Origin of the sequence: Streptomyces sp. NPDC020801 (genome assembly GCF_044334385.1) — a bacterium.
Classification (GTDB): Bacteria; Actinomycetota; Actinomycetes; order Streptomycetales; family Streptomycetaceae; genus Streptomyces.
On the sequence record NZ_JBIRST010000007.1, the window covers coordinates 275,584 to 297,580 of the forward strand.

Consider the following 21,997-nt stretch of genomic DNA (forward strand, 5'->3'; position numbering starts at 1 on the left):
GACGGTCACCAGCCCCTTCGTGTGCGTGGTTACAGATACAGGCCGGTGGAGTCCTCCGACCCCTCGAACCGGTCCGCGGCCACGGCGTGCAGATCACGCTCGCGCATGAGTACGTACGCGATGCCCCGCACCTCCACCTCGGCACGGTCCTCCGGGTCGTACAGCACCCGGTCGCCCGGCTCCACGGTCCGCACGTTCTGCCCCACCGCGACGACCTCCGCCCAGGCCAGCCGACGTCCCACCGCCGCCGTGGCGGGGATCAGGATGCCGCCGCCCGAACGCCGCTCGCCCTCGCTCGTGTCCTGCCGGACGAGCACCCGGTCGTGCAGCATCCGGATGGGCAGCTTGTCGTGGTTGGTGCTGTGCTCATTTCTGTTGGCGCTCACACCTCGAACCTACCTGCCTGGAGCCTGTCCATACGCGAGCGGGTCAGCCCCGGCGCCTGCGCACGCCGAGAGCCAGCAGCCCCACGAGGCCGACGGCGACGAGCGCGACGGGCACCACCCGCTCCAGACGCGGCGCGCCCTCCTCGTCCACGAACTGCGCCCGCACATCACTCACGGCCCGGTTGACCTGCACATAGGCCCGTCCGAGGGTGTGGTCGATGTTGGAGACGACCTTGGCCTTGGCGTCCCCGACGATGGTCCTGGGGTGCACCCGCACGCCGATCTCGTCGAGTGTCTCGGCCAGCACCTCGCGGCGGCGCCTGATGTCCGCCTCGATCTCAGCCGGGGTTCTGGTGTCCGCGGTGTCCGCCACCGTACCGCCTCCGAAGTCAACTGATGCCTGTTCGGGACAGTCTGTCAGCTCTCGCTCCGACCGTGCTCTCGGCACCCCCGGTTACCCTCGGAGCGACACGGTAGACACGGTATTTGCACGACGAGGAGACGACCTTCGATGACCGAGCGACTCCAGCCCGGGGACGTGGCCCCCGCCTTCACCCTCTCCGACGCCGACGGCAACGAGGTGTCGCTGGCCGACCACGAGGGCCGCAAGGTCATCGTCTACTTCTACCCGGCCGCCCTCACCCCCGGCTGCACCAAGCAGGCCTGCGACTTCACCGACAACCTCGAGGTCCTGGCCGGCGCGGGCTACGACGTGATCGGCATCTCCCCCGACAAGCCGGAGAAGCTGGCCAAGTTCCGCGAGAAGGAGTCCCTGAAGGTCACCCTCCTCGCCGACCCGGACAAGCAGGTCCTGGAGGCCTACGGCGCCTTCGGCGAGAAGAAGCTCTACGGCAAGACCGTCGTCGGCGTCATCCGCTCCACGGTCGTCGTGGACGAGGAGGGCAAGGTCGAGCGGGCCCTCTACAACGTGAAGGCCACCGGCCACGTAGCCAAGATCATCAAGGATCTGGGTCTCTGAGGTCCACGTTTCCGTGGCCTCGGCGGCCCGCACCGGGCTGACCGGTGCGGGCCGTTTCGCGGACGTCCGAGCGGACGTCCGAGCGGACGTCCAGTGAGCAGCGCCGAGCCGTACCGTCCCGGGCCTGACGAGCCACGTGCGGTGGTCGCCGAGTCGATCTCCATCGCCGAGGTACTCCGGCGGCTCGGTCATCCCGGCTGGAGCGACGACCGGCACGAGAACCTGCGGTTGCTCCGCCCCGGCTGTCATGCGATCAGCAGCACCTGGCGCCGAGGCGGAAACCGGCACGGACGCGCATCTCATCACGGGTAGCATGGCCTGACACGCGGCCGTTGCTGAACGGTATAAGCAGAGGTTTTAGGTGCCTCGGGGCATTGCCCATGTGGGTTCGACTCCCACCGGCCGCACGCACGTGAAGGGGCCGTCCACCGGGCGGCCCCTCTGCCGTGGCTCAGCCCAGCAGCTCCCGCACCGCCGGTACCAGGGCCCGGAATGCCTTGCCCCGGTGGCTGATCGCGTTCTTCTCGGCCGGGGTCAGTTCCGCGCACGTGCGCGTCTCGCCGTCCGGCTGGAGGATCGGGTCGTAGCCGAAGCCGTTGGTGCCCGTCGGTTCGTGGCGGAGGGTGCCGGGGAGGCGGCCTTCGACCACTCTTTCCCGTCCGTCCGGCAGTGCGAGGGCGGCCGCGCAGGCGAAGTGGGCCGTGCGGTGTTCCTCGGTGATGTCGGCGAGTTGGGCCAGGAGCAGGTCCAGGTTGGCCCTGTCGTCGCCGTGCTTGCCGGACCAGCGGGCGGAGAAGATGCCGGGGGCTCCGCCCAGGACGTCGACGCAGAGTCCTGAGTCGTCGGCGACCGCGGGAAGGCCGGTTGCCCGGGCCAGTGTGTGGGCCTTCAGGAGGGCGTTCTCGGCGAAGGTGACGCCCGTCTCCTTGACGTCGGGGATGTCCGGGTAGGCGTCGGTGCCCACCAGTTCGTGGGGCAGGCCTGCGTCGGCGAGGATCGCCCTGAGTTCGGTGATCTTTCCGGCGTTGCGGGTGGCGAGGATCAAGCGGGTCATGGTCCCCAGTATCAGCGGGTGCAGACCTTGGTCAGTTCGCCGGCCGCGTCGGTGACCGGGGTGATGTCGGGGGTGTTGTCGCCGTTCCTGATGGCGGTGCGGACGTTGCCGACCGCCTTGTCGAGGTCGTCGACCGCCTTGTTGACGTCGGCGTTGTCCGTCTTGTCGCCGATCTGGCGGAGGTTCTTCTCGATCGAGGCGAGGGAGGCGTCGGCCTGTGTGGGATCGTTCGCCGTGTTCTCGACGGCCTGCTGGAGGCTGGTGACGCTGTCGGCGATGGAGTCGGCGGTCTGGACGCAGTCGAGTGCCTTGTTCACTGCGCCGCAGGCGGCGGTCGCGCCGAGGGCGAGTGCGACCAGTGCCGTGGCGGCGACGGCGGTCGCGGCGGCGCTACGGCCCTGGTGTCGGCCTCGGTGTCGGCGTCGGCTCGCGGGCATGGCTTGGGTTCCCTCCACGTTCCTGGCCGGGCGTACGGCGGTGTGCCGTACGCCCGTACCGGTAGGGACGCGGGGACGGGCGGTGCGGGTTGCCCTCGGCGACCGTCTTTCTTGGGGCTCTCTTTACTTGGCGGAGCCGGTGAGCGCCGTCTCCAGGGCCGCCCGCTGGATCGCGGCCAGTTCCGTGCAGCCGGCCACGGCGAGGTCGAGCAGGGCGTTCAGTTCGTCGCGGGCGAAGGGCTCGGCCTCGGCGGTGCCCTGGACCTCGACGAAACGGCCGTCGCCGGTGCAGACGACGTTCATGTCGGTGTCCGCGCGTACGTCCTCCTCGTAGCAGAGGTCGAGGAGCGGTACGCCGCCGACGATGCCGACCGAGACGGCGCTGACGGTGCCGGTCAGGGGCTGGCGGCCGGCTTTGATGAGCTTTTTGCCCTGGGCCCAGGCGATCGCGTCGGCCAGTGCGACGTAGGCGCCGGTGATGGCCGCGGTGCGGGTGCCGCCGTCGGCCTGGAGGACGTCGCAGTCCAGGACGACGGTGTTCTCGCCGAGCGCCTTGTAGTCGACGACCGAGCGCAGGGAACGGCCGATGAGTCGGGAGATCTCGTGGGTGCGGCCGCCGATCCGGCCCTTGACGGACTCCCGGTCTCCGCGGGTGTTGGTGGCGCGGGGCAGCATGGCGTATTCCGCGGTGACCCAGCCCTCGCCGCTGCCCTTGCGCCAGCGCGGGACGCCTTCGGTCACGGAGGCGGTGCAGAAGACCTTGGTGTCGCCGAAGGAGACGAGGACGGAGCCCTCGGCGTGCTTGCTCCAGCCGCGTTCGATGGTGACCGGGCGGAGTTGTTCGGGGGTGCGGCCGTCGATTCGAGACATGGCGTCGAGCCTAGTGCCCCGAAGGTGGGGGGCTCCTCCCACCTTCGGGAGGAGCCGCTCACCGGTGCAGCGCCGGGTTCACATCATGTCTTCGATCTCGGCCGCGATGGGGTCGGCGTCGGTGCCGATGACGACCTGGATGGCGCTGCCCATCTTGACGACGCCGTGGGCGCCGGCGGCCTTGAGCGCGGCCTCGTCGACCAGTGAGGGGTCGTTGACCTCGGTGCGCAGGCGGGTGATGCAGCCCTCGATCTCATCGATGTTGTCGATGCCGCCGAGTCCGGCAACGATCTTCTCAGCCTTGCTGGCCATCTTCGTTCTCCCTGATCCGAACCGCTTTGTCGCAGTAAACCCACAGTTGGCCCATCTTGGCGAGCGGTCGTGCCGTGGCCGCCCGCATGATGGCGTTCACGACAGCGGAACCGTCGTCGACTGGTCTACACCACCGTCGGGGCGGCGGCCAAACGCGGTGCTGGGCAAGTGCGGGGAGGTCACCCATGAGTGCCGACAGCGCCGGCGGTGCGGGCAGCACGGTCACTCCCGCGCGCGAGCGCTGGAACTCCCTGTTCCAGGGACTGCAGAAGATGGGCCGCAGTCTGCAGTTGCCGATCGCGGTGCTGCCGGCCGCGGGCATCCTCAACCGGCTGGGGCAGCCGGACGTCTTCGGTGCGGACGGACTCGGCTGGACCGGTATCTCGAAGGTGATGATGGGCGCGGGGGGTGCCCTGCTCGACGGTTCCCTCGGCCTGCCGCTGCTGTTCTGCGTCGGTGTGGCGATCGGCATGGCGAGGAAGGCGGACGGTTCGACGGCGCTCGCGGCGGTGGCGGGCTTTCTCGTCTACTACAACGTGCTGCGGCAGTTCCCGCAGTGCCCCGGCGGGTCGAAGGTGGTCCCCGACTTCGGCTGCCAGGCGACCGACGGGACCCTGATGTCGTTCACCTTCCAGAATCCGGGGGTGTTCGGGGGGATCCTGCTGGGGCTGCTCACCGCCTTCTTCTGGCAGCGGTTCCACCGCACCAGGCTGGTGGACTGGCTGGGCTTCTTCAACGGCCGCCGGCTGGTGCCGATCATCATGTCGTTCGTGGCGATCGCCGTCGCCGTGCTGAGCCTGTGGGTCTGGCCGCCCATCGGGCACGGGCTGGAGAGCTTCAGCGGCTGGCTCAGCGGTCTGGGGTCGTACGGCGCCGGGATCTTCGGGGTGGCGAACCGGGCGTTGCTGGTGGTGGGGCTGCACCAGTTCCTGAACGTGCCCATCTGGTTCCAGTTCGGCAGTTACACCAAGCCGGACGGGACGGTGGTGCACGGTGACATCACCATGTTCCTGAACGGCGACCCGAACGCGGGCCAGTTCACCTCCGGCTTCTTCCCGATCATGATGTTCGCGCTGCCGGCAGCGGCGCTGGCGATGACGCACACCGCGCGGCCGGCGCGCCGCAAGGAGGTCGGCGGGCTGATGCTGTCGGTGGCCCTGACGTCGTTCGTCACGGGTATCACCGAGCCGATCGAGTACTCGTTCATGTTCATCGCCCCGGTCCTGTACGCGGTGCACGCGGTGCTGACGGGGGTGTCGATGGCGGTGACGTGGGCGCTGGGCGTGCACGACGGGTTCAGCTTCTCGGCGGGGTTGATCGACTACGTCATCAACTGGAATCTGGCGACCAGGCCGTGGGGGATCATCCCGATCGGCCTGTGCTTCGCCGTCGTCTACTACGTGGTCTTCCGTTTCGCGATCACGAAGTTCGACCTGCGGACGCCGGGCCGGGAGCCCGAGGAGGAGGTGGAGGACACCACCAAGGCCTGACCTCCGGCACCCCTTCTAGGGCCGCTTCGAGGCCCGCCCGGATCCCATACGGTGCGTAGCGGTTCCGTAACGGGAATCGCGGGTTCCTTACGTCACCTTCATCGTGCTACAACAGGTCTACACCACTGAGTGGTGTAGACCACCACCCGATGGAGGACGTATGAGCACCGCCACCGAGACGCCAGCGGCGGCCCCCGCGAAGAAGCGGGGATCAGGCCTGTTCCAGGGTCTGCAGAAGGTAGGCCGAAGCCTGCAGCTTCCGATCGCCGTACTGCCGGCGGCGGGCATCCTGCTGCGTCTGGGTCAGCCGGACGTGTTCGGCAAAGACGGCCTCGGCTGGAACAAGGTGGCGGCCGTGTTCGCCACCGCCGGAGACGCCGTCTTCAGCAACCTGCCCCTGCTGTTCTGCGTGGGTATCGCCATCGGCTTCGCGAAGAAGGCCGACGGGTCCACGGCGCTGGCGGCACTGGTCGGCTTCCTGGTCTACAAGAACGTGCTGACCGCGTTCCCGATCACCGAGGCCAAGGTCACCACGGGCGCGGACATCGCCGCCACCTACAACGACCCCAAGGTTCTCGGCGGCATCATCATGGGCCTGATAGCCGCGGTCACCTGGCAGCGCTTCCACCGCACCAAGCTGCCGGACTGGCTGGGCTTCTTCAACGGCCGCCGCCTGGTGCCGATCCTGATGGCCTTCATCGGTACCGCCGTCGGTGTCCTCTTCGGCCTGGTCTGGGAGCCCATCGGCAATGTCATCACCGACTTCGGTCAGTGGATGACCGGTCTCGGCGCGGCCGGCGCGGCCATCTTCGGTGCCATCAACCGTGCTCTGCTCCCCGTCGGCATGCACCAGTTCGTCAACACGGTGGCCTGGCAGGAGATCGGCTCCTACAAGGACGCCTCCGGCGCCGTCTGGCACGGCGACCTGCCGCGCTTCTTCCACGGCGACCCGACCGCCGGCCAGTTCATGACCGGCTTCTTCCCGATCATGATGTTCGCCCTTCCGGCGGCCGCCCTGGCCATCACCCACTGCGCCCGCCCCGAGCGCCGCAAGGTCGTCGGCGGCATGATGATGTCGCTCGCGCTGACCTCGTTCGTCACGGGCATCACCGAGCCGATCGAGTTCGCGTTCATGTTCATCGCGCCGGTGCTGTACGTCATCCACGCGCTCCTCACCGCGCTGTCGATGGCGGTCACCTGGGCCCTGGGCGTGCACCACGGCTTCAGCTTCTCGGCCGGTGCGATCGACTACTTCCTCAACTGGGGTCTGGCCACCAAGCCCTGGATGATCATCCCCATCGGCCTGGTGTTCGCCGCGATCTACTACGTGGTCTTCCGCTTCGCGATCATCAGGTTCAACCTCCCCACCCCGGGCCGTGAGCCCGAGGAGGAGGTCGAGGACCTCACGAAGGCGTGAGCCCGGCCGTGTGGGACACACCGAGGCCCCCGGAGTCCTGGAACTCCGGGGGCCTCGCGATGTCATGGGGTCTCAGATCTCGTACGACACTCCCGGCGCCGCCAGTTCCACCGGGCCGTCGTAGACCGCGCGGGCGTCGGCTAGGTTGACCTGGGGGTCGGTCCACGGGGGGATGTGGGTGAGGACCAGGCGGCGGGCGCGGGCGCGGGCGGCGGTCTCGCCGGCCTGGCGGCCGTTGAGGTGGAGGTCGGGGATGTCCTCCTTGCCGTGCGTGAAGGCGGCCTCGCACAGGAACAGGTCGGCGTCCTGGGCGAGTTCGTCCAGCGCGTCGCTGGGGCCGGTGTCGCCGGAGTACGTCAGCGTCCTGCCGCCTTGCTCGACGCGGATGGCGTACGCCTCCACCGGGTGGGCCACCCGCTCGGTGTGCACGGTGAAGGGGCCGATCTCGAAGCTGCCCGGCTTGACCGTGTGGAAGTCGAAGACCTCGCTCATCGACGAGGCGGTGGGGGTGTCGGCGTAGGCGGTGGTGAGCCGGTGCTCGGTGCCCTCGGGGCCGTAGACCGGCAGAGGGGCGCAGCGGCCGCCGTCGTACCGGTAGTAGCGGGCCACGAAGTAGCCGAGCATGTCGATGCAGTGGTCGGCGTGCAGATGGCTCAGGAAGATCGCGTCGAGGTCGTAGAGACCGCAGTGGCGCTGCAGCTCGCCAAGGGCGCCGTTGCCCATGTCGAGAAGCAGCCGGAAGCCGTCGGCCTCTACGAGGTAGCTCGAGCAGGCCGATTCCGCGGACGGGAACGACCCCGAGCAGCCGACGACGGTGAGCTTCATGAAGCAGAAACCTCCGCTGGCGGGAAACATCAAAAAGGAAGGTGACGGGGGTCGTGCGGTCCGTCGAGCGTAAGGCGCAAAACCTCCGGTCGCTCCTCCGGCAAGGGCTGTTGTGGGCGAACTCACCTGTGGTGTCACCGGTTCGGCTGGACGTGGGGCGCATGAGGTGCGGAAGAGGGCGCGCGCTGGGGGAGGCGCGCCGGTAACGTCGTCCTTATGGACACGTCCTGGTGGCTGGCGCTCGCGGCACTGGTTCTGCTCGCGCTCGTCGCCACGCTCGTCGACGGGTGGGGGCGCGGTCGCCGCCCCGCCGGCCGGAGGATGCGTCCGCCGGGGCGGCCCACGGGCCGTGGTGGTGCGGCGCGGCCGCAGCCGGCGGAGATCTGGTGGGCCAACGTCCCCTACGGTTCGGGCCCCGGAACGAAGGACCGGCCCTGCCTGGTGCTGTCCGTGCGCGGCAAGCGCGCCAGGGTCGCCAAGATCACCAGCAAGTACCACGACGAGCGGGCCGGGGTGATTCCCCTGCCGCCCGGCTCGGTGGGGGACGCGCAGGGGCGGACCAGCTTCCTGGAGACCGACGAGGTGCGCGAGGTGCCGGTGTGGGACTTCCGGCGCCGGGTGGGGGTCGTGGATCCGGTGCTCTGGGACCAGGTGCGCTACCTGGCGGGCTGAGCCGGGGCCACGGGAGGGGCGGTGCGGGCCGGGCGCCGTTCATGGCTTCGTCACCGTCACCGTGACCGTCCACTCCTGGATGCCCTTGCACGAGACCTGACCCGGGCGGGTCGCGCACAGGGGGCGGGAGGAGGTCAGCCGGGACGTTCCGGGCGCGACGGCGTCGAAGGCGGCGACCGCGTCGCCGGGCTGGATGACGAAGCCGGGGTTGGCGGCCTTCAGAGCGGTGCCGGTGGCCTTGACCGGGGTCCAGGCACGGTCCTTGGTGCCGTCCAGGGTGATCCGGACCTGACCGCCGGCCCGCAGGCAGAGGGTGCGGCCGGAGTCGCCGGCGGTGAGTTCGGCGTGGTCGGCGCAGCCGGCCGGAGCCGGGTGCGAGGGCGGCGCGGACGGGGAGGCGGACGGCGGCACGGACCCGGACGCCGAGGGGGACGCGGATCCGGACGCCGAGGGCGACGGGGACCCGGGCGAGGTGGTGGCCGACGGGGACACCGCGCCCCCGCTTGCCGAGCTCCTGCCGTCGCCCTGCGCGCCGCAGCCGACGAGGAGCACGGTCGCTGCCGCCGCGGCGGCGACGGTGGTGCGGTGAAGCGTCGTACGGCGCATGGGGCGGCCGCCTTTCTGCTCGTCGTTGTTACGGGTGCCCAGTGCCCTGGTGCCGATGTGACGTTTCTCCAGCACATCAGGATCCCCTCCCCCACGCACGCCGGGGCCCCGGTCCGTGCGCGGTGCGCCGGCCGGGGCCCCTTCTCGCGAATCGGTGGAGCGGTGGATCAGCGGATCAGCCGGTCGTCAGTGCCGTGTCGTCGACGACGAAGCTGGTCTGCAGCGAGGAGTCCTCGACACCGCTGTACTTCAGCGTGACCGTGGTTCCGGCCAGCGAGGACAGGTCGAAGGACTTCTGGCTGTAGCCGGAGGCCGCGTTGAGGTTGGAGTAGGTCGCCAGCGTCTTGGAGCCGGCGGTCACCGTCAGCTTGTCGTACTGCGTGCTGGTGGTGGTCTCCGCGGTGTCGACGTGGAGGTAGAAGGTGAGCGTGGCCTTGCAGCCGGAGGGGATGGTCACCGACTGGGACACGGTGTCGGTGTGGCTGGAGCCGTAGCCGTCGAGCCAGGCGTAGTAGGAGCCGCCGTGGGCCGCCTCACCGGTGTCGTTGGTGATGACGCCGCTGGAGGCGGTCCAGGTGGTGTTGCCCGACTCGAAGCCCGGGTTGCCGAGCAGCTGCGCCGCGTTGCAGGTGCCGCCGGAGGTGCCGACGGTCCAGGTGAAGGAGGCGGAGCCGGAGGCGCCGGTGGAGTCCTTCGCGGTGACCGTGGTGCTGTAGGTGCCGGCGGTGGAGGCGGTGCCCGAGATCAGGCCCGTGGAGCTGTTGATCGACAGGCCCGTGGGCAGGCCGGTCGCGCTGTAGGCCAGGGCCGCTCCCGCGCTGTCCGTCGCCTGTATCTGCAGGCTGACCGAGCTTCCGGTGGCCGTGGACTGGTTGCCCGGGCTGGTGACGGTCACCGTGTTGCCGGTGCTGGTGCCGGGGGCGAAGGCGGCCGTGCCGTTGGGGGTGCCCCAGCCGGTCGGGCCGTCGTAGCCGGTGCGGGCGGTGCAGAAGTACGAGGTCGAGCAGGAGCCGTTGCTGCCGCTGGTGACGTCGTACAGGTTGCCCGTGTGGGAGTAGGGGTACTTCGCCGGGTAGTCGCCGGAGCCCGGGGTGCCCGCGAGGGCGTAGACGCCGGCGACGATCGGGGCGGAGGCGCTGGTGCCGCCGTAGACCGCCCAGCCGGAACCGCCGTAGGTGTCGTAGACGGCGACGCCGGTGGCCGGGTCGGCGACCGCGGAGACGTCGGCCTCCATGCGCTTGGCGCAGCCGGTGTCGGTCTGCCAGCTGGGCTTCGGGTCGTAGGCGGAGCAGCCGGAGCCGGTGCCCTCGGTGCTGGAGGTGTTCCACACCGACTCGCTCCAGCCACGGGAGTTGGCGGCGGAGGCCAGTGCGGTACCGCCGACGGCGGTCACGTACTGCGAGGTCGCCGGGTACTCGGCGCCGTAGCCGGAGTCGCCCGCGGAGACGGTGATGGCGACACCCGGGTGCTTGAAGTAGGAGGTGTCCTCGCTGGTCTGGGTGGAGGACTCGGAGCCGCCCCAGCTGTTGGAGACGAACTTGGCGCCGAGCGAGACGGCCTCGTTCTCGGCGATGCCGAGGTCGGTGTCGTTGGCCGAATCGGCTTCCACGAGAACGATGTTGCAGTTCGGGCAGACCGCGCTGACCATGTCGATGTCCAGCGCCTCCTCGCCCGCCCAGCCGGTGTCGTCGGTGGGCAGCGAGGTGGTGGAACCGGTCTGGCTGACCTGCTTGAAGCAGCCGTTGGCCTTGGTGCACGCGGACAGGCCGTACGTCGAGCGGTAGGTGGCGAGGTCCGACTCGGCGTTGGGGTCGTTGTAGGCGTCGACGACGGCGACGGTCAGGCCGGAGCCGCCGGTCGAGGGCAGGTTGTAGGCGCTGTGCAGGTTGGCCGGGCTGAGGCCGGAGGGCGCCGCGGCGGCGAGCGCCGAGGCGAGCCGCTGCCGGATGTCGGTCCGCCGCTGGGCGAAGCAGGAGGCGTGACCCGGCCTGGCGGTGGCGCACAGGTGCGTCGTCGGCACCTTCTGGCCGGCTTTGCCGGTCGGGTGGAGGGTCTGCCGCTGGGGATCGGTCAGCGCCTTCTTGTTCTGGGTGACGCGGGAGGAGGGGGCGGGGGCCTTCGGCGCGGTGTGGGCGCCGGCGGCCGGTGCCGCCACGAGACCGGCGAGGGTGAGGGCGAGGGCGGGCACGGCGGCGGTCAGGAGTCTTCGCAGGCTCCGGCGCCGCTTGCTCGGGCGTGAATCACGCATGGGGTACTGCCTCCATCGGTGGGGTCGAACTGGTGGGCAGGCCCTTGACGCGCGTAGCGGCGGCGGACGCATGGTCATGGGCATGACATATCTGTGACACGGATGAAACGGATGAAACGGGGAGTCACATGCACACCCTGCGGGGTCGAATGAGCGTGACATGACAGGGTGCGGGCAGACCGTAGCTCCCGCGGACGGAGGCGGGCAGTACCGCAAGAAGATCTTTGCCGCCGGATGGACAGCGCTTGGCCCCCTCATAGGAGGGGGTTGGCGCGTCGATGAGGCTGCGGCCCGGCGGGCCTACGCCCAGAGCTGACCCTGGAGCTTCTCGATGGCCTCCTCCGTGGTGGCCGCCGTGTACACACCGGTGGAGAGGTACTTCCAGCCGCCGTCGGCGACGACGAACACGATGTCGGCGCTCTGGCCCGCCTTCAGCGCCTTCCTGCCGACGCCGATCGCGGCGTGCAGGGCCGCGCCGGTGGAGACGCCCGCGAAGATGCCCTCCTGCTGGAGGAGTTCACGGGTGCGGGTGACCGCATCGGCGGAGCCGACCGAGAAGCGGGTGGTCAGCACGGAGGCGTCGTACAGCTCGGGGACGAAACCCTCGTCGAGGTTGCGCAGACCGTAGACCAGGTCGTCGTAACGCGGCTCGGCGGCGACGACGCTGACGTCCGGCTTGTGCTCGCGCAGGTAGCGGCCGACGCCCATCAGGGTGCCGGTGGTGCCGAGGCCCGCGACGAAGTGCGTGATCGAGGGCAGGTCGGCGAGGATCTCGGGCCCGGTGGTCGCGTAGTGGGCGCCCGCGTTGTCCGGGTTGCCGTACTGGTAGAGCATCACCCAGTCCGGGTGCTCGGCGGACAGTTCCTTGGCCACGCGCACGGCGGTGTTGGAGCCGCCCGCGGCCGGGGAGGAGATGATCCGCGCACCCCACATGGCGAGCAGGTCCCGGCGCTCCTGCGAGGTGTTCTCGGGCATCACGCACACCATGCGGTAGCCCTTGAGCCTGGCCGCCATGGCCAGTGAGATGCCGGTGTTGCCCGAGGTCGGTTCCAGGATCGTGCAGCCGGGGGTGAGCCGGCCGTCCTTCTCCGCCTGCTCGATCATGTGCAGGGCCGGACGGTCCTTGACCGAGCCGGTCGGGTTGCGGTCCTCCAGCTTCGCCCAGATCCGGACGTCGTCGGACGGCGACAGCCGCGGCAGGCGCACCAGGGGGGTGTTGCCGACCGCGGCGAGCGGAGAGTCGTACCGCATCGGGATCAGGCCATACCGCCGGCCACGGCCGGCAGGATCGTCACGCTGTCGCCGTCGGCGAGCTTGGTGTTGATGCCGTCGAGGAACCGGACGTCCTCGTCGTTCAGGTAGACGTTGACGAAGCGGCGCAGCTGGTCGCCGTTGGCCTGGTCGATGAGGCGCGCCTGGATGCCCGCGTGCCGGGTCTCGAGGTCGGTGAACAGCGCGGCGAGGGTGTCCCCGGTGCCTTCCACGGCCTTCTGGCCGCCGGTGTACGTGCGGAGGATGGTGGGGATGCGGACCTCGATGGCCATGGCGTCAGGGCTCCTGTCGGAAAGAGTCAGGTCGGTGGGCGCGGCAGCGCGGGCGTCTCGTGTACGCGGGGCGGGCGCCGCCGGCTCATGACCGTGCGGCGGCAGGGGGCGTCAACAGATGGCGCTGGCCAGCCGGCACAGATCGACGTGCAGCCGCGCCACGAGCAGCATGCCCGGCGTCTTGTCGCTCACGTCGTGGATAACCATGGGCTCATCGTATCGATTCCCGGCCCCCGGCCCGGAGTGTGATTCCACACTTCGGACGCTCTTCAACCACTGGTTGAGATCAGTACGCATGCACGACCTTGACGTCCTCCTCGGTGACCTCGCCTTCCACGATCCGGAACGAGCGGAACTGGAACTCGCCGGCCCCGTCGGTGTCCGCGGTGGAGACGAGGACGTAGTGCGCGCCGGGCTCGTTGGCGTAGGAGATGTCGGTGCGGGAGGGGTGGGCCTCGGTGGCCGTGTGGGAGTGGTAGATGATCACCGGCTCCTCGTCGCGGTCGTCCATCTCGCGGTAGAGCTTGAGCAGATCCTGCGAGTCGAACTCGTAGAAGGTCGGCGAACGGGCCGCGTTCAGCATGGGGATGAACCGCTCGGGCCGGCCGGAGCCCACCGGTCCGGCGACGACGCCGCACGCCTCGTCGGGGTGGTCTTCGCGCGCGTGGGCGACGATCTGGTCGTAGAGCGCCTGGGTGATGGTCAGCATGGGGCTCAGGATAAGCAGACGGAAAAGGGGCGCGCCCAGCACCTCGGGCAGGTCGGTGGTGAACGACCGGTGGGCCGCTCCGTACCGGGGAGTGGTACGAAGCGGCCCACATCGCGGACGCCCTGAGCGGCGGCGGAGCGGCTTCCACGAGTATCCGCTCCGGCCGGGCGTCCGGTCCGGGGGGAAGGCGGCCTGGTCAGCCGACCTTCTCGAGCTCCGGCTCGCGGCGCTCGGTGACCTGCGGGTTGCGTGCCTTGACGACCGCCCAGCCGATGGCCAGGGTGGCGGCCCACACCGCCATCACGTACAGGCAGACGCGGGAGTCGGCGTCGTAGGCGATCAGGCAGGTGACGAAGAGCAGGAAGGCGATGGCGACGTACGAGCACTTCGCGCCGCCCGGCGCCGGGAAGGCCGAGGCACGCAGCCGGCCCGCGTCGACCGCCCTGCGGTAGAGCACGTGGCTGACCAGGATCATCAGCCAGGTCCAGATACCGGCCGCGGTGGCGACGGAGGTGACGTAGCCGAAGGCCTTCTCCGGGACGACGTAGTTCAGGACCACGCCGATGCCCATGAAGGCGACGGAGACGGTGATGCCGAGCGCCGGGGTCTTGGAGGCCGACAGACGGCTGAAGGCCCGGGGGGCCTCACCGTTGTCGGCGAGGGTGCGCAGCATGCGGCCGGTGGAGTACATGCCGGAGTTGCAGGAGGACAGGGCCGCGGTGAGCACCACGAAGTTGACGATGCCGGCGCCGGCCGGGATGCCGATCTTCGCGAAAGCCTCGACGAACGGGCTCACGCCGGGCGCGAACTCGGTCCACTTCACCACGCAGAGGATGACGCTGAGGGCGCCGACGTAGAACAGCGCGATGCGCCAGGGCAGGGTGTTGATCGCCTTGGGGAGGGTCTTCTCCGGGTCCTCCGACTCACCGGCGGTGACGCCGACCAGCTCGACTGCGAGGTAGGCGAACATCACGCCCTGGAGGGTCATCAGGGAGGAGCCGATGCCCTTGGGGAAGAAACCGTCGAACTGCCAGAGGTTGGAGACCGAGGCGGTGTCGCCGGCGGAGCTGAAGCCGAAGGTGAGCACGCCGAGCCCGATGACGATCATGCCGACCAGCGCGGTGACCTTGACCATCGAGAACCAGAACTCGATCTCGCCGAACAGCTTCACCGAGATCAGGTTGGCCACGAACAGCACGACGAGGAACACCAGCGCCGTGACCCACTGCGGGACGGCCGGGAACCAGTAGTGGACGTAGATCGCGGCGGCCGTCAGCTCGGCCATGCCGGTCACCACCCACATCAGCCAGTACGTCCAGCCTGTGAAGTAGCCGAAGAACGGGCCGAGGAACTCGCGGGAGTACTCCGCGAAGGAGCCCGAGACGGGGCGGTAGAGCAGCAGCTCGCCGAGCGCCCGCATGATGAAGAAGATGATCACGCCTGCGAGGGCGTACATGAAGATGAGACTGGGGCCGGCCTTGGCGATGTTCGCCCCGGCACCCAGGAAGAGGCCGACGCCGATGGCCCCGCCGATCGCGATCATCTGGACCTGGCGGCTGCCGAGCCCTCGCTCGTACCCCTCTTCGGTTGCTTCGCCGGCTTCGGTGACTTCGTTGACCTTCGAGGAGGTCATGTGTTGTGCGCCCTTTCTCCATGCCGAACCGGGCCGCTGGTCGGCCGCGGATCGGGTTTCGATCCCCCCGGATTGATGGAGTTGGTGCCTGGCCGGCGGTTGCCGGCTCGGTGGCGCACCCGGACGGACAGGGGTGGTGTTCGCCGGGCGGTCGTGAAGATTTATCACGGCCGCAACACTGATCGCCGGAGCTGCTTGTGGCGCATGACACAGGGAGAAGCGGACAAAGTCCGCCCGAAGGGGGCAGAAGCAGCTGCCACGGTGACGTGATCGTTATCCGGATTTGAGCGTCCGCTGAGCGAACACGAAATCCCCACATACTGGGGTACTCAGGGCAGCAAAGTGGAAACGAGGGTCTCCTGGAGCCCGCCCAGCCACAGATAGGCCATCACCATCGGCTTGCGCGGGTCCTCGTCCGGCAGCCGGTAGAGGTCGTCGGTGTCCTCCTCGTCGGTGATCTCCAGCCGGGAGCCGATGGCCAGGCGCAGGTCATTGAGGGCGCCCAGCCAGCGCCGCGACTCCTCCGGGGACAGCTTCAGCACCGCGCCGCTCTCCCCCGAGGTCTCGAGCCCGTTGAGGGAGTGGATGACCGCGAGGGCGTTCTCGCGCTTGCCGGCCCGCAGGTCGTTCTCGGTGTAGCGGCGGAACTCGGCCGAGTGGGCGCGCCGGTCGGCCGCCTCCTGCTCGGTGGCGGGCGCCTGCTCGGGGTCGCCGTAGGCGTCCGGGAAGAGCCGCTTCAGCACCGGGTCGGAGGGCGGTTCGCTCGGGCCCTCGGCGAACAGCTCGGCGAGCGGGTCGCCGGCGGCGTCCTCGGCGGGGCCGGGGCCGATGAGCTCCAGGAGCTGCACGGCCAGCGAGCGGATGATGGAGATCTCGACGTCGTCGAGGGCGACGGCCGCGCCGCCGCCGGGGAGCGGTTCGAAGGTTCCTGGCATGGAGGGGGTTCGCTGCTTCCGGTCCGGGCGGTCTTCGGGCTACTTGCGGTCCTGCTGGAGAGTGGCCCACAGCCCATAGCCGTGCATGGCCTGCACATCCCGTTCCATCTCCTCGCGCGTGCCGCTGGAGACGACCGCCCGCCCCTTGTGGTGGACGTCGAGCATGAGCTTGGTGGCCTTGTCCTTGGGATAGCCGAAGTACGCCTGGAAGACATACGTCACGTAGCTCATGAGATTGACGGGGTCGTTGTGGACGATCGTCACCCAGGGGACGTCGGGCTCGGGTACGGCGAAGACCTCCTCCGCCGACTCGGTCTTCTCGATCTCGATGGGTGCGGCTGCCGTCACATGGCCCATGCTGCCACCACAGGGGGGTGGGAGCACAAACGAGCACGACCGAAACCCGAAATCGTCAGACTGACGAAATGGGGGTACGATTCCTCGTCATGAACACAGCGGACCTTGGGCTGCCGGTGGACGTTCCCTCGACGGCGCTCTTCACCGACCACTACGAGCTGACGATGCTGCAGGCCGCCCTGAAGGCCAGGACCGCCGAGCGGCGCAGCGTCTTCGAGGTCTTCACCCGGCGGCTGCCGGACGGCCGCCGCTACGGCGTGGTGGCCGGCACCGGGCGGGTGCTGGACGCGGTGGAGAACTTCCGCTTCGACGCGGGCGTCCTGCGCTTCCTGCGCGAGAGGCGGGTCGTCGACGAGGCGACCCTGGAGTGGCTCGCCGGCTACCGGTTCAGTGGAGACATCTGGGGCTACCCCGAGGGAGAGGTCTACTTCCCGGGCTCGCCGATCATGCGGGTGGAGGGGTCCTTCGGCGAGTGCGTGCTGCTGGAGACCGTGATCCTGTCCATCCTCAACCACGACTCGGCGATCGCGGCCGCGGCCTCCCGCATGTCCTCGGCCGCGGGCGGCCGGCCGCTGATCGAGATGGGCGCCCGCCGCACCCACGAGCTGGCCGCGGTGGCCGCCGCCCGCGCCGCCTACGTCGGCGGCTTCACCTCCACCTCGGACCTGGCCGCCGGCTTCCGCTACAACATCCCGACCGTCGGCACCTCCGCCCACGCCTTCACCCTGCTGCACGACCGGGAGCGGGACGCCTTCCAGGCCCAGGTCGACTCGCTCGGCCGCGACACCACGCTGCTGGTGGACACCTACGACGTCACCGAGGCCGTACGCGCCGCCGTGGAGATCGCCGGACCCGAGCTGGGCGCGGTGCGCATCGACTCCGGTGACCTGCTGCTGGTCGCGCACCGGGTGCGGCAGCAGCTGGACGGGCTCGGCGCCCGGGACACCAAAATCATCGTCACCTCCGACCTCGACGAGTACGCCATCGCCTCGCTCGCTGCCGCGCCCGTGGACGCCTACGGCGTCGGCACCCAGCTGGTCACCGGCTCCGGCCACCCGACCGCCTCGATGGTCTACAAGCTGGTCGCGCGCGCCGAGACCGCCGCCCCCGGGGCGCCCCTCAAACCGGTGGCGAAGAAGTCCAGCGGCGGCAAGACCTCCGTCGGCGGCCGCAAGTGGGCGGCGCGCCGGCTGGACGCGCAGGGGGTCGCGGAGGCCGAGGTCGTGGGCACCGGACCGGTCCCGGCCGAGCTGGTCGAGCGGCAGCTCCTGGTCGAGCTGGTGAAGGGCGGCGACGTGGTCGGGCGCGAGCCGCTGGACGCCGTCCGGGCCCGGCACACGGCCGCCCGGGGCAACCTGCCGCTGTCGGCGACCCAGCTCTCACGAGGGGAACCCGTGCTTCCGACGGAGTACGTCCACGGGGGCTCGGGTAGCTAAAGCGGGTGTCCCCCATGACAGCGCCGAAAGCCCCCTCCCCTGCGACCCGCAGAGCTTCTAGGCTCGTAGGTTCACCGGCCGGGCCCGCACCCCTTCCTCCCGCCGATCCGATAGCCGAAGGACACCGACCATGCGCCGCGCCTTGATCGTCGTTGATGTGCAGAACGACTTCTGCGAGGGGGGCAGCCTCGCGGTGGCCGGGGGCGCCGACGTCGCCGCCGCGATCACCGAGCTGATCGGGCATGGGGGTCCCCCCTGCCCGAGCGGGGCCGAGAGCTCGGGGGAACCCGCCGGCTACCGGCATGTGGTGGCCACCCGCGACCACCACATCGCGCCCGGCGGCCACTTCGCCGACAACCCCGACTACGTCCGCTCCTGGCCCGCGCACTGCGTGGCGGGCACGGAGGGTGTGGGCTTCCACCCGAACTTCGCCCCCGCCGTCGCCTCCGGCGCGATCGACGCCGTCTTCGACAAGGGCGCCTACGCGGCGGCCTACAGCGGCTTCGAGGGCACGGACGAGAACGGCGTCTCGCTGGCCGACTGGCTGAAGGCCCGGGAGATCGACGAGGTGGACGTGGTGGGGATCGCCACGGACCACTGTGTGCGGGCCACCGCCCTGGACGCCGTGAACGAGGGCTTCCGCACCCAGGTGCTGCTGGATCTGACGGCGGGGGTCGCCGCGGAGACCACCGAGCGGGCCCTGGAGGAGATGCGGCAGGCAGGCGTGGAGCTCACCGGCAAGCCGGTCGTCGCGTAGACCGGCCTGAGCGGACCTGCACGGCCTGAGCGACCCGCCTGGAGCTGAGCGGACCTGCGCGGCCCGCCCGGACCTGTGGCGGCCCCACTCAGGTCCGCGCAGCCCTTGGGCAGACCTGCGCAGACCCGTGCGTGCGGGCCTACGCCTGGGCGGCCGTCCGGCTCCGTAGCAGGGCCCTGATCGGGTGCCACAGCTCCGGGGCGCCGACCGGGGCGCCTACAGCGTTGTCGGGGGACGTACGCCATATCAGGCCGTCGGGGTGGTGCAGGACCGCGGTGATCTCGTCCGGGGTCGGCGGGGCCGCGTTGCCCCGCAGGTAGACCGCGCGCATCCCGAGGTTGCGCAGACGGGTCAGGGCGCGGGCGCGGTTGCGGGCGTGGACCAGCACGCGGACGCCGCCGATGCCGTCGGGGACGGGGGTGGGCAGGTTCAGCGCCACCACCACCGTGCCGTTCGGCAGCTTGCAGAAGCCTCCTGCGGCCATGCGGTCACATCCCCGTTCCGGTCGGTGTCAATAAGAAAGCCACAGCACGCACCTAAACACGATCGGCGGCAACCCGCCAGGGGGCTGCCGCCGATGCGCGTCTGACCTGCGAAAATGTCGGCTACTTCACCGCGCGGCCGACCTCGAACTCGATCGTGGAGCCGTCCCAGGCCTCCTTGGTGATCTTGACCGTGGTGTTGGTGTCAGTGATCTTGACACCGGCCGCCGGGTTCGAGGCGTCGTAGTAGGTGCTGGTGTGGTCGTTGAAGACCGGCACCCCCTTCGACGACTTGATCTTCGTGGCGACGTCCGCCTTGTGCAGCGTGATGCCGTCGGTGCGGTACCGGCTGAACGGCGAGTCGTAGGCCTGGATGCGGTTGCGCATCAGCGTACCGTCGGACCACTTCAGCGCGGCCGGGTGCGAGTCGATCGGGAGGATCAGACCGGTGCCCGGGTGGGCGCTGGTGTTGTTGTCCGCCTCGGAGGTGTCCCACTTCCAGATGAGCAGGCCGTTCTGGTACGGGTAGTGCTCCACCCAGTCCGGACGGGTCTTCGAGAAGCCGAAGTTGTACGGGCCGGTCTTCAGGGTCCTGTCGTACGAGACGTACTGGCGGTTCTCGGCGATGTAGTACTGCTTGTAGTCCTTGGTGAAGGACGCGCCGAGGCGGGAGAAGCCGCTCGCCGCCCAGGCCGGGTCCGCGCTCTCGGCGTTGTCGGTGAACAGCGCCGAACCGTCCGCGGTCAGCGTGATCTCGTCGGCCGCGAAGCCCTTGAGCGCCACGCCGCCGTCCGTCTGGTAGCGGAAGCGGAGCTGGATCTTCTGGCCCGCGTAGGCGTCGAGGTTGTACGACAGCTTCTTGTAGCCGTCGACCGAGCCGGTCAGGGCCGGCTTGCCGCTGCCGTCGCGCGGGACGGCCTGGCCGTCCACCGTGCCGTCCAGGGCGGTCCAGTTGGCGCCGCCGTCGGTCGACACCTCGGTGTAGAGGTAGTCGTAGTTGGCCTCGATGTCGTACCAGCCGTCGAGCGTGAGGGCGGCCGACTTCCTGCCGGTGAGGTCGACGGAACGGGTCAGCGTGTTCTTGAGGTTGTCACCGCTGCCGCTCCACCACTGGGTCGCGCCCTGCGCCGGCGTGACGATCTGGGTGGTGACCGCCTTGTCGGGCAGCGAGACCACCACGGCCTGCCGGTACTTGGTGTTGTACTCGGACACGCCCAGCTTGTGCCACGAGTTCACGCCGGCCTTGGCGGTGTCGTAGTTGAGCCAGCCCAGCTGCAGCTTGTCCCAGGCGTTCATGTCGCCGGGCAGGTCACCGATGGCGTCCTTGCCGCGGCCGAGCCAGGAACCGGAGGACATCAGCGTCCAGAAGCCGGTGGAGTTCTCGCCGCCGGCGGTGTCGTACTCGTCGGGCAGGCCGAGGTCGTGGCCGTACTCGTGGGCGTAGACGCCGAGTCCGCCGTTCTCCGGCTGGATGGTGTAGTCGCCGACCCAGATGCCGGTGTCGCCGATCTGCGCGCCGCCGAGCTTGTTGTTGTCCGGGCCGGTGGCACCGGCGTCGGTGCCGAAGGCGTACCAGCGGTGGGCCCAGATCGCGTCCTTGCCCTGGGCGCCGCCGCCCGCGGACTCGTCCTCACCGGCGTGCACGATCTGGAAGTGGTCGATGTAGCCGTCGGGCTCGTTGAAGTTGCCGTCGCCGTCGTGGTCGTATCGGTCCCACTGGTCGTACTTCGCCAGGTCCGCCCTGATGTCGGCGTCGGACTTCCCGGCCGCCTTCTGCTGGGCGACCCAGGCGCTGACGCCGTCCTTGACGACGTTCCACACGCTCGGGCAGTTGGTGGAGCCGCAGGCGTTGTTGCCGTAACGGGCCTCGTTGTAGGGGACCTTGACCCAGTCGGAGACCTCGCCGTCGACCGAGTAGCGGCCCGAGGACTGCTTCTCGTAGTACTTCTTGACCGACTCGACGTTCTTGCCGGTGCCGAAGTAGAGGTCCTGGAAGTGCTTCTGGTTGTAGTCCTTCTGCCAGGCCGTGGAGTTGTCCTTGGTGCGGTCCGGCGCGGCTATCCGGTTGTGCAGCGGGCCCGCGGTGCCGCCGTACTTCGGGTCCGTCTGGTCGCCGAACTCGACCAGGATGGTGAAGATCTTGTCGGTCTTCTCCCGGCCCAGCTCGACGTACTTGCTGTCGCCCTTCCTGCCCTTGAGCTGGACGACCTTGGAGCCGTTGCGGTCCTGGACCTTGGTCCTGCCCGCGATGAGCTGGTTCAGGGCCTCCTGGCGCTGGGCGTCCTGAGTCTTGCTCAGCGGGCCGTCCAGGTCGTGCTTCTGCTGCTTGACCGGCTGCGGGTCGTGCCGGTTCACGGAGGCGGAGTTGCCCGTGGTGGCGGCCTCCGCGACGGCGAACGTCGAGAACGTGGCGGTGGCCGCCGCGAGCGCGACACCGATCGCGGCCGTTCTGAACGTCCAGGGTCTAGTTGTCACTTGATGTCCTCCCCTGACGCGTGCCCGTACGCGCGGAAGGGGGGTCTCTGGCCATATGAAGGTCCGCGCGCGGTCAACGCGTGTAGTCAAGTGACGACATTTGACTAGAGGTTTACGAGAAAAGACAGACCTTGACTTGGACAGGTCAAGTGCACTATGCGGAGACTGCGTTCGCTTTACGGACGGCGAACGGCTTGGCCGACGGACCCGGTTGACAGGAGCCGGTCGCGGGCGCGCGGACCGTCCACTTGGTGGACGCCATGACTCCGTGCGCCCCCTGTGCACCGGCACCGTGGGTTAGGTCACGCTTACCGGGCGTTCCGCTCGGGCATGCAGGCGAATAGAGTCGACCGGCGGAACGCCCGGAAGCCGG

General features: G+C 69.5%; 24 protein-coding genes, 1 tRNA gene and 1 pseudogene. 8 read left to right on the forward strand and 18 right to left on the reverse strand.

Annotated elements, in window-relative coordinates; genetic code table 11:
- Positions 1–29: 29 nt before the first annotated feature.
- Positions 30–386 carry a GroES family chaperonin gene (locus ACH4UM_RS17315; protein WP_398179296.1) on the reverse strand — a complete coding sequence of 119 codons (357 nt, stop codon included), beginning with the start codon at positions 384–386 and terminating at the stop codon, positions 30–32.
- A 43-nt stretch (positions 387–429) separates the two neighbouring features.
- Positions 430–759 carry a DUF3618 domain-containing protein gene (locus ACH4UM_RS17320; RefSeq protein ID WP_398179299.1) on the reverse strand — a complete coding sequence of 110 codons (330 nt, stop codon included), beginning with the start codon at positions 757–759 and terminating at the stop codon, positions 430–432.
- A gap of 138 nt (positions 760–897) precedes the next feature.
- Here ACH4UM_RS17320 and bcp point away from each other — a divergent pair, with 138 nt between their 5' ends.
- From bcp to ACH4UM_RS17335, 3 genes and pseudogenes are all read left to right on the forward strand, one after another.
- The gene (gene bcp, locus ACH4UM_RS17325) at positions 898–1,365 is read left to right on the forward strand and encodes a thioredoxin-dependent thiol peroxidase (protein ID WP_398179302.1); all 468 of its coding nucleotides are present in this window, start codon (positions 898–900) and stop codon (positions 1,363–1,365) included.
- Positions 1,366–1,563: 198 nt separating this feature from the next.
- Positions 1,564–1,677, forward strand: a pseudogene (locus ACH4UM_RS17330) (HNH endonuclease); the annotation flags it as partial.
- 13 nt (positions 1,678–1,690) lie between these two features.
- Positions 1,691–1,772 (forward strand) — tRNA-Leu (locus ACH4UM_RS17335).
- A 44-nt stretch (positions 1,773–1,816) separates the two neighbouring features.
- On the opposite strand, the gene rdgB is transcribed toward ACH4UM_RS17335, so the two are convergent.
- From rdgB to ACH4UM_RS17355, 4 genes are all read right to left on the reverse strand, one after another.
- Entirely contained in the window at positions 1,817–2,419 is a 603-nt protein-coding gene (gene rdgB / locus ACH4UM_RS17340) for an RdgB/HAM1 family non-canonical purine NTP pyrophosphatase (RefSeq protein WP_398179305.1), read from the reverse strand.
- A gap of 11 nt (positions 2,420–2,430) precedes the next feature.
- A complete protein-coding gene (locus ACH4UM_RS17345) occupies positions 2,431–2,856 on the reverse strand; it encodes a hypothetical protein (protein ID WP_398179308.1) in 426 nt (141 codons plus the stop codon).
- A gap of 123 nt (positions 2,857–2,979) precedes the next feature.
- The gene (gene rph / locus ACH4UM_RS17350; protein ID WP_398179311.1) at positions 2,980–3,726 is read right to left on the reverse strand and encodes a ribonuclease PH; all 747 of its coding nucleotides are present in this window, start codon (positions 3,724–3,726) and stop codon (positions 2,980–2,982) included.
- 78 nt (positions 3,727–3,804) lie between these two features.
- Positions 3,805–4,038, reverse strand: coding sequence for a PTS glucose/sucrose transporter subunit IIB (locus ACH4UM_RS17355; RefSeq protein ID WP_359192554.1), 234 nt, complete (start codon positions 4,036–4,038; stop codon positions 3,805–3,807).
- Positions 4,039–4,223: 185 nt separating this feature from the next.
- Here ACH4UM_RS17355 and ACH4UM_RS17360 point away from each other — a divergent pair, with 185 nt between their 5' ends.
- The gene (locus ACH4UM_RS17360; RefSeq protein ID WP_398179314.1) at positions 4,224–5,528 is read left to right on the forward strand and encodes a PTS transporter subunit EIIC; all 1,305 of its coding nucleotides are present in this window, start codon (positions 4,224–4,226) and stop codon (positions 5,526–5,528) included.
- 160 nt (positions 5,529–5,688) lie between these two features.
- The gene (locus tag ACH4UM_RS17365; protein WP_398179317.1) at positions 5,689–6,945 is read left to right on the forward strand and encodes a PTS transporter subunit EIIC; all 1,257 of its coding nucleotides are present in this window, start codon (positions 5,689–5,691) and stop codon (positions 6,943–6,945) included.
- 72 nt (positions 6,946–7,017) lie between these two features.
- Here ACH4UM_RS17365 and ACH4UM_RS17370 read toward each other — a convergent pair whose 3' ends face one another.
- On the reverse strand, positions 7,018–7,770 hold the full coding sequence (locus ACH4UM_RS17370) for an MBL fold metallo-hydrolase (RefSeq protein WP_398179320.1): 753 nt from the start codon (positions 7,768–7,770) through the stop codon (positions 7,018–7,020).
- Between the two features lie 216 nt (positions 7,771–7,986).
- On the opposite strand from ACH4UM_RS17370, the gene ACH4UM_RS17375 reads away from it, so the two are divergent.
- A complete protein-coding gene (locus ACH4UM_RS17375; RefSeq protein ID WP_398179323.1) occupies positions 7,987–8,442 on the forward strand; it encodes a type II toxin-antitoxin system PemK/MazF family toxin in 456 nt (151 codons plus the stop codon).
- A gap of 39 nt (positions 8,443–8,481) precedes the next feature.
- On the opposite strand, the gene ACH4UM_RS17380 is transcribed toward ACH4UM_RS17375, so the two are convergent.
- From ACH4UM_RS17380 to clpS, 9 genes are all read right to left on the reverse strand, one after another.
- Complete coding sequence (locus tag ACH4UM_RS17380) at positions 8,482–9,123, reverse strand: hypothetical protein (RefSeq protein ID WP_398179326.1); 642 nt, start codon at positions 9,121–9,123, stop codon at positions 8,482–8,484.
- A gap of 100 nt (positions 9,124–9,223) precedes the next feature.
- Positions 9,224–11,296, reverse strand: a complete 2,073-nt coding sequence (locus ACH4UM_RS17385) for a putative Ig domain-containing protein (RefSeq protein ID WP_398179329.1) — start codon at positions 11,294–11,296, stop codon at positions 9,224–9,226.
- A gap of 300 nt (positions 11,297–11,596) precedes the next feature.
- Entirely contained in the window at positions 11,597–12,547 is a 951-nt protein-coding gene (locus ACH4UM_RS17390; protein WP_398179332.1) for a PLP-dependent cysteine synthase family protein, read from the reverse strand.
- 5 nt (positions 12,548–12,552) lie between these two features.
- Positions 12,553–12,840 carry a MoaD/ThiS family protein gene (locus tag ACH4UM_RS17395; protein WP_398179335.1) on the reverse strand — a complete coding sequence of 96 codons (288 nt, stop codon included), beginning with the start codon at positions 12,838–12,840 and terminating at the stop codon, positions 12,553–12,555.
- Between the two features lie 111 nt (positions 12,841–12,951).
- Complete coding sequence (locus ACH4UM_RS17400) at positions 12,952–13,047, reverse strand: putative leader peptide (RefSeq protein WP_373304403.1); 96 nt, start codon at positions 13,045–13,047, stop codon at positions 12,952–12,954.
- Between the two features lie 79 nt (positions 13,048–13,126).
- Positions 13,127–13,549 carry a Mov34/MPN/PAD-1 family protein gene (locus ACH4UM_RS17405; protein WP_398179338.1) on the reverse strand — a complete coding sequence of 141 codons (423 nt, stop codon included), beginning with the start codon at positions 13,547–13,549 and terminating at the stop codon, positions 13,127–13,129.
- Positions 13,550–13,745: 196 nt separating this feature from the next.
- Positions 13,746–15,182 carry an amino acid permease gene (locus ACH4UM_RS17410; protein WP_398179341.1) on the reverse strand — a complete coding sequence of 479 codons (1,437 nt, stop codon included), beginning with the start codon at positions 15,180–15,182 and terminating at the stop codon, positions 13,746–13,748.
- A gap of 329 nt (positions 15,183–15,511) precedes the next feature.
- Positions 15,512–16,117 (reverse strand): DUF2017 domain-containing protein, encoded by a 606-nt coding sequence (locus ACH4UM_RS17415; protein ID WP_398179344.1) that lies wholly within the window; start codon positions 16,115–16,117, stop codon positions 15,512–15,514.
- 39 nt (positions 16,118–16,156) lie between these two features.
- A complete protein-coding gene (gene clpS / locus ACH4UM_RS17420; RefSeq protein WP_398179347.1) occupies positions 16,157–16,474 on the reverse strand; it encodes an ATP-dependent Clp protease adapter ClpS in 318 nt (105 codons plus the stop codon).
- Between the two features lie 89 nt (positions 16,475–16,563).
- Here clpS and ACH4UM_RS17425 point away from each other — a divergent pair, with 89 nt between their 5' ends.
- Together ACH4UM_RS17425 and ACH4UM_RS17430 are read left to right on the forward strand one after the other, a co-directional pair.
- Positions 16,564–17,910, forward strand: coding sequence for a nicotinate phosphoribosyltransferase (locus ACH4UM_RS17425; RefSeq protein ID WP_398179350.1), 1,347 nt, complete (start codon positions 16,564–16,566; stop codon positions 17,908–17,910).
- 130 nt (positions 17,911–18,040) lie between these two features.
- Complete coding sequence (locus tag ACH4UM_RS17430) at positions 18,041–18,667, forward strand: isochorismatase family protein (protein WP_398179353.1); 627 nt, start codon at positions 18,041–18,043, stop codon at positions 18,665–18,667.
- A 139-nt stretch (positions 18,668–18,806) separates the two neighbouring features.
- Here ACH4UM_RS17430 and ACH4UM_RS17435 read toward each other — a convergent pair whose 3' ends face one another.
- Positions 18,807–19,151 (reverse strand): hypothetical protein, encoded by a 345-nt coding sequence (locus ACH4UM_RS17435; protein WP_398179356.1) that lies wholly within the window; start codon positions 19,149–19,151, stop codon positions 18,807–18,809.
- Between the two features lie 121 nt (positions 19,152–19,272).
- Complete coding sequence (locus ACH4UM_RS17440) at positions 19,273–21,624, reverse strand: immune inhibitor A domain-containing protein (protein WP_398179359.1); 2,352 nt, start codon at positions 21,622–21,624, stop codon at positions 19,273–19,275.
- Positions 21,625–21,997: the final 373 nt, after the last annotated feature.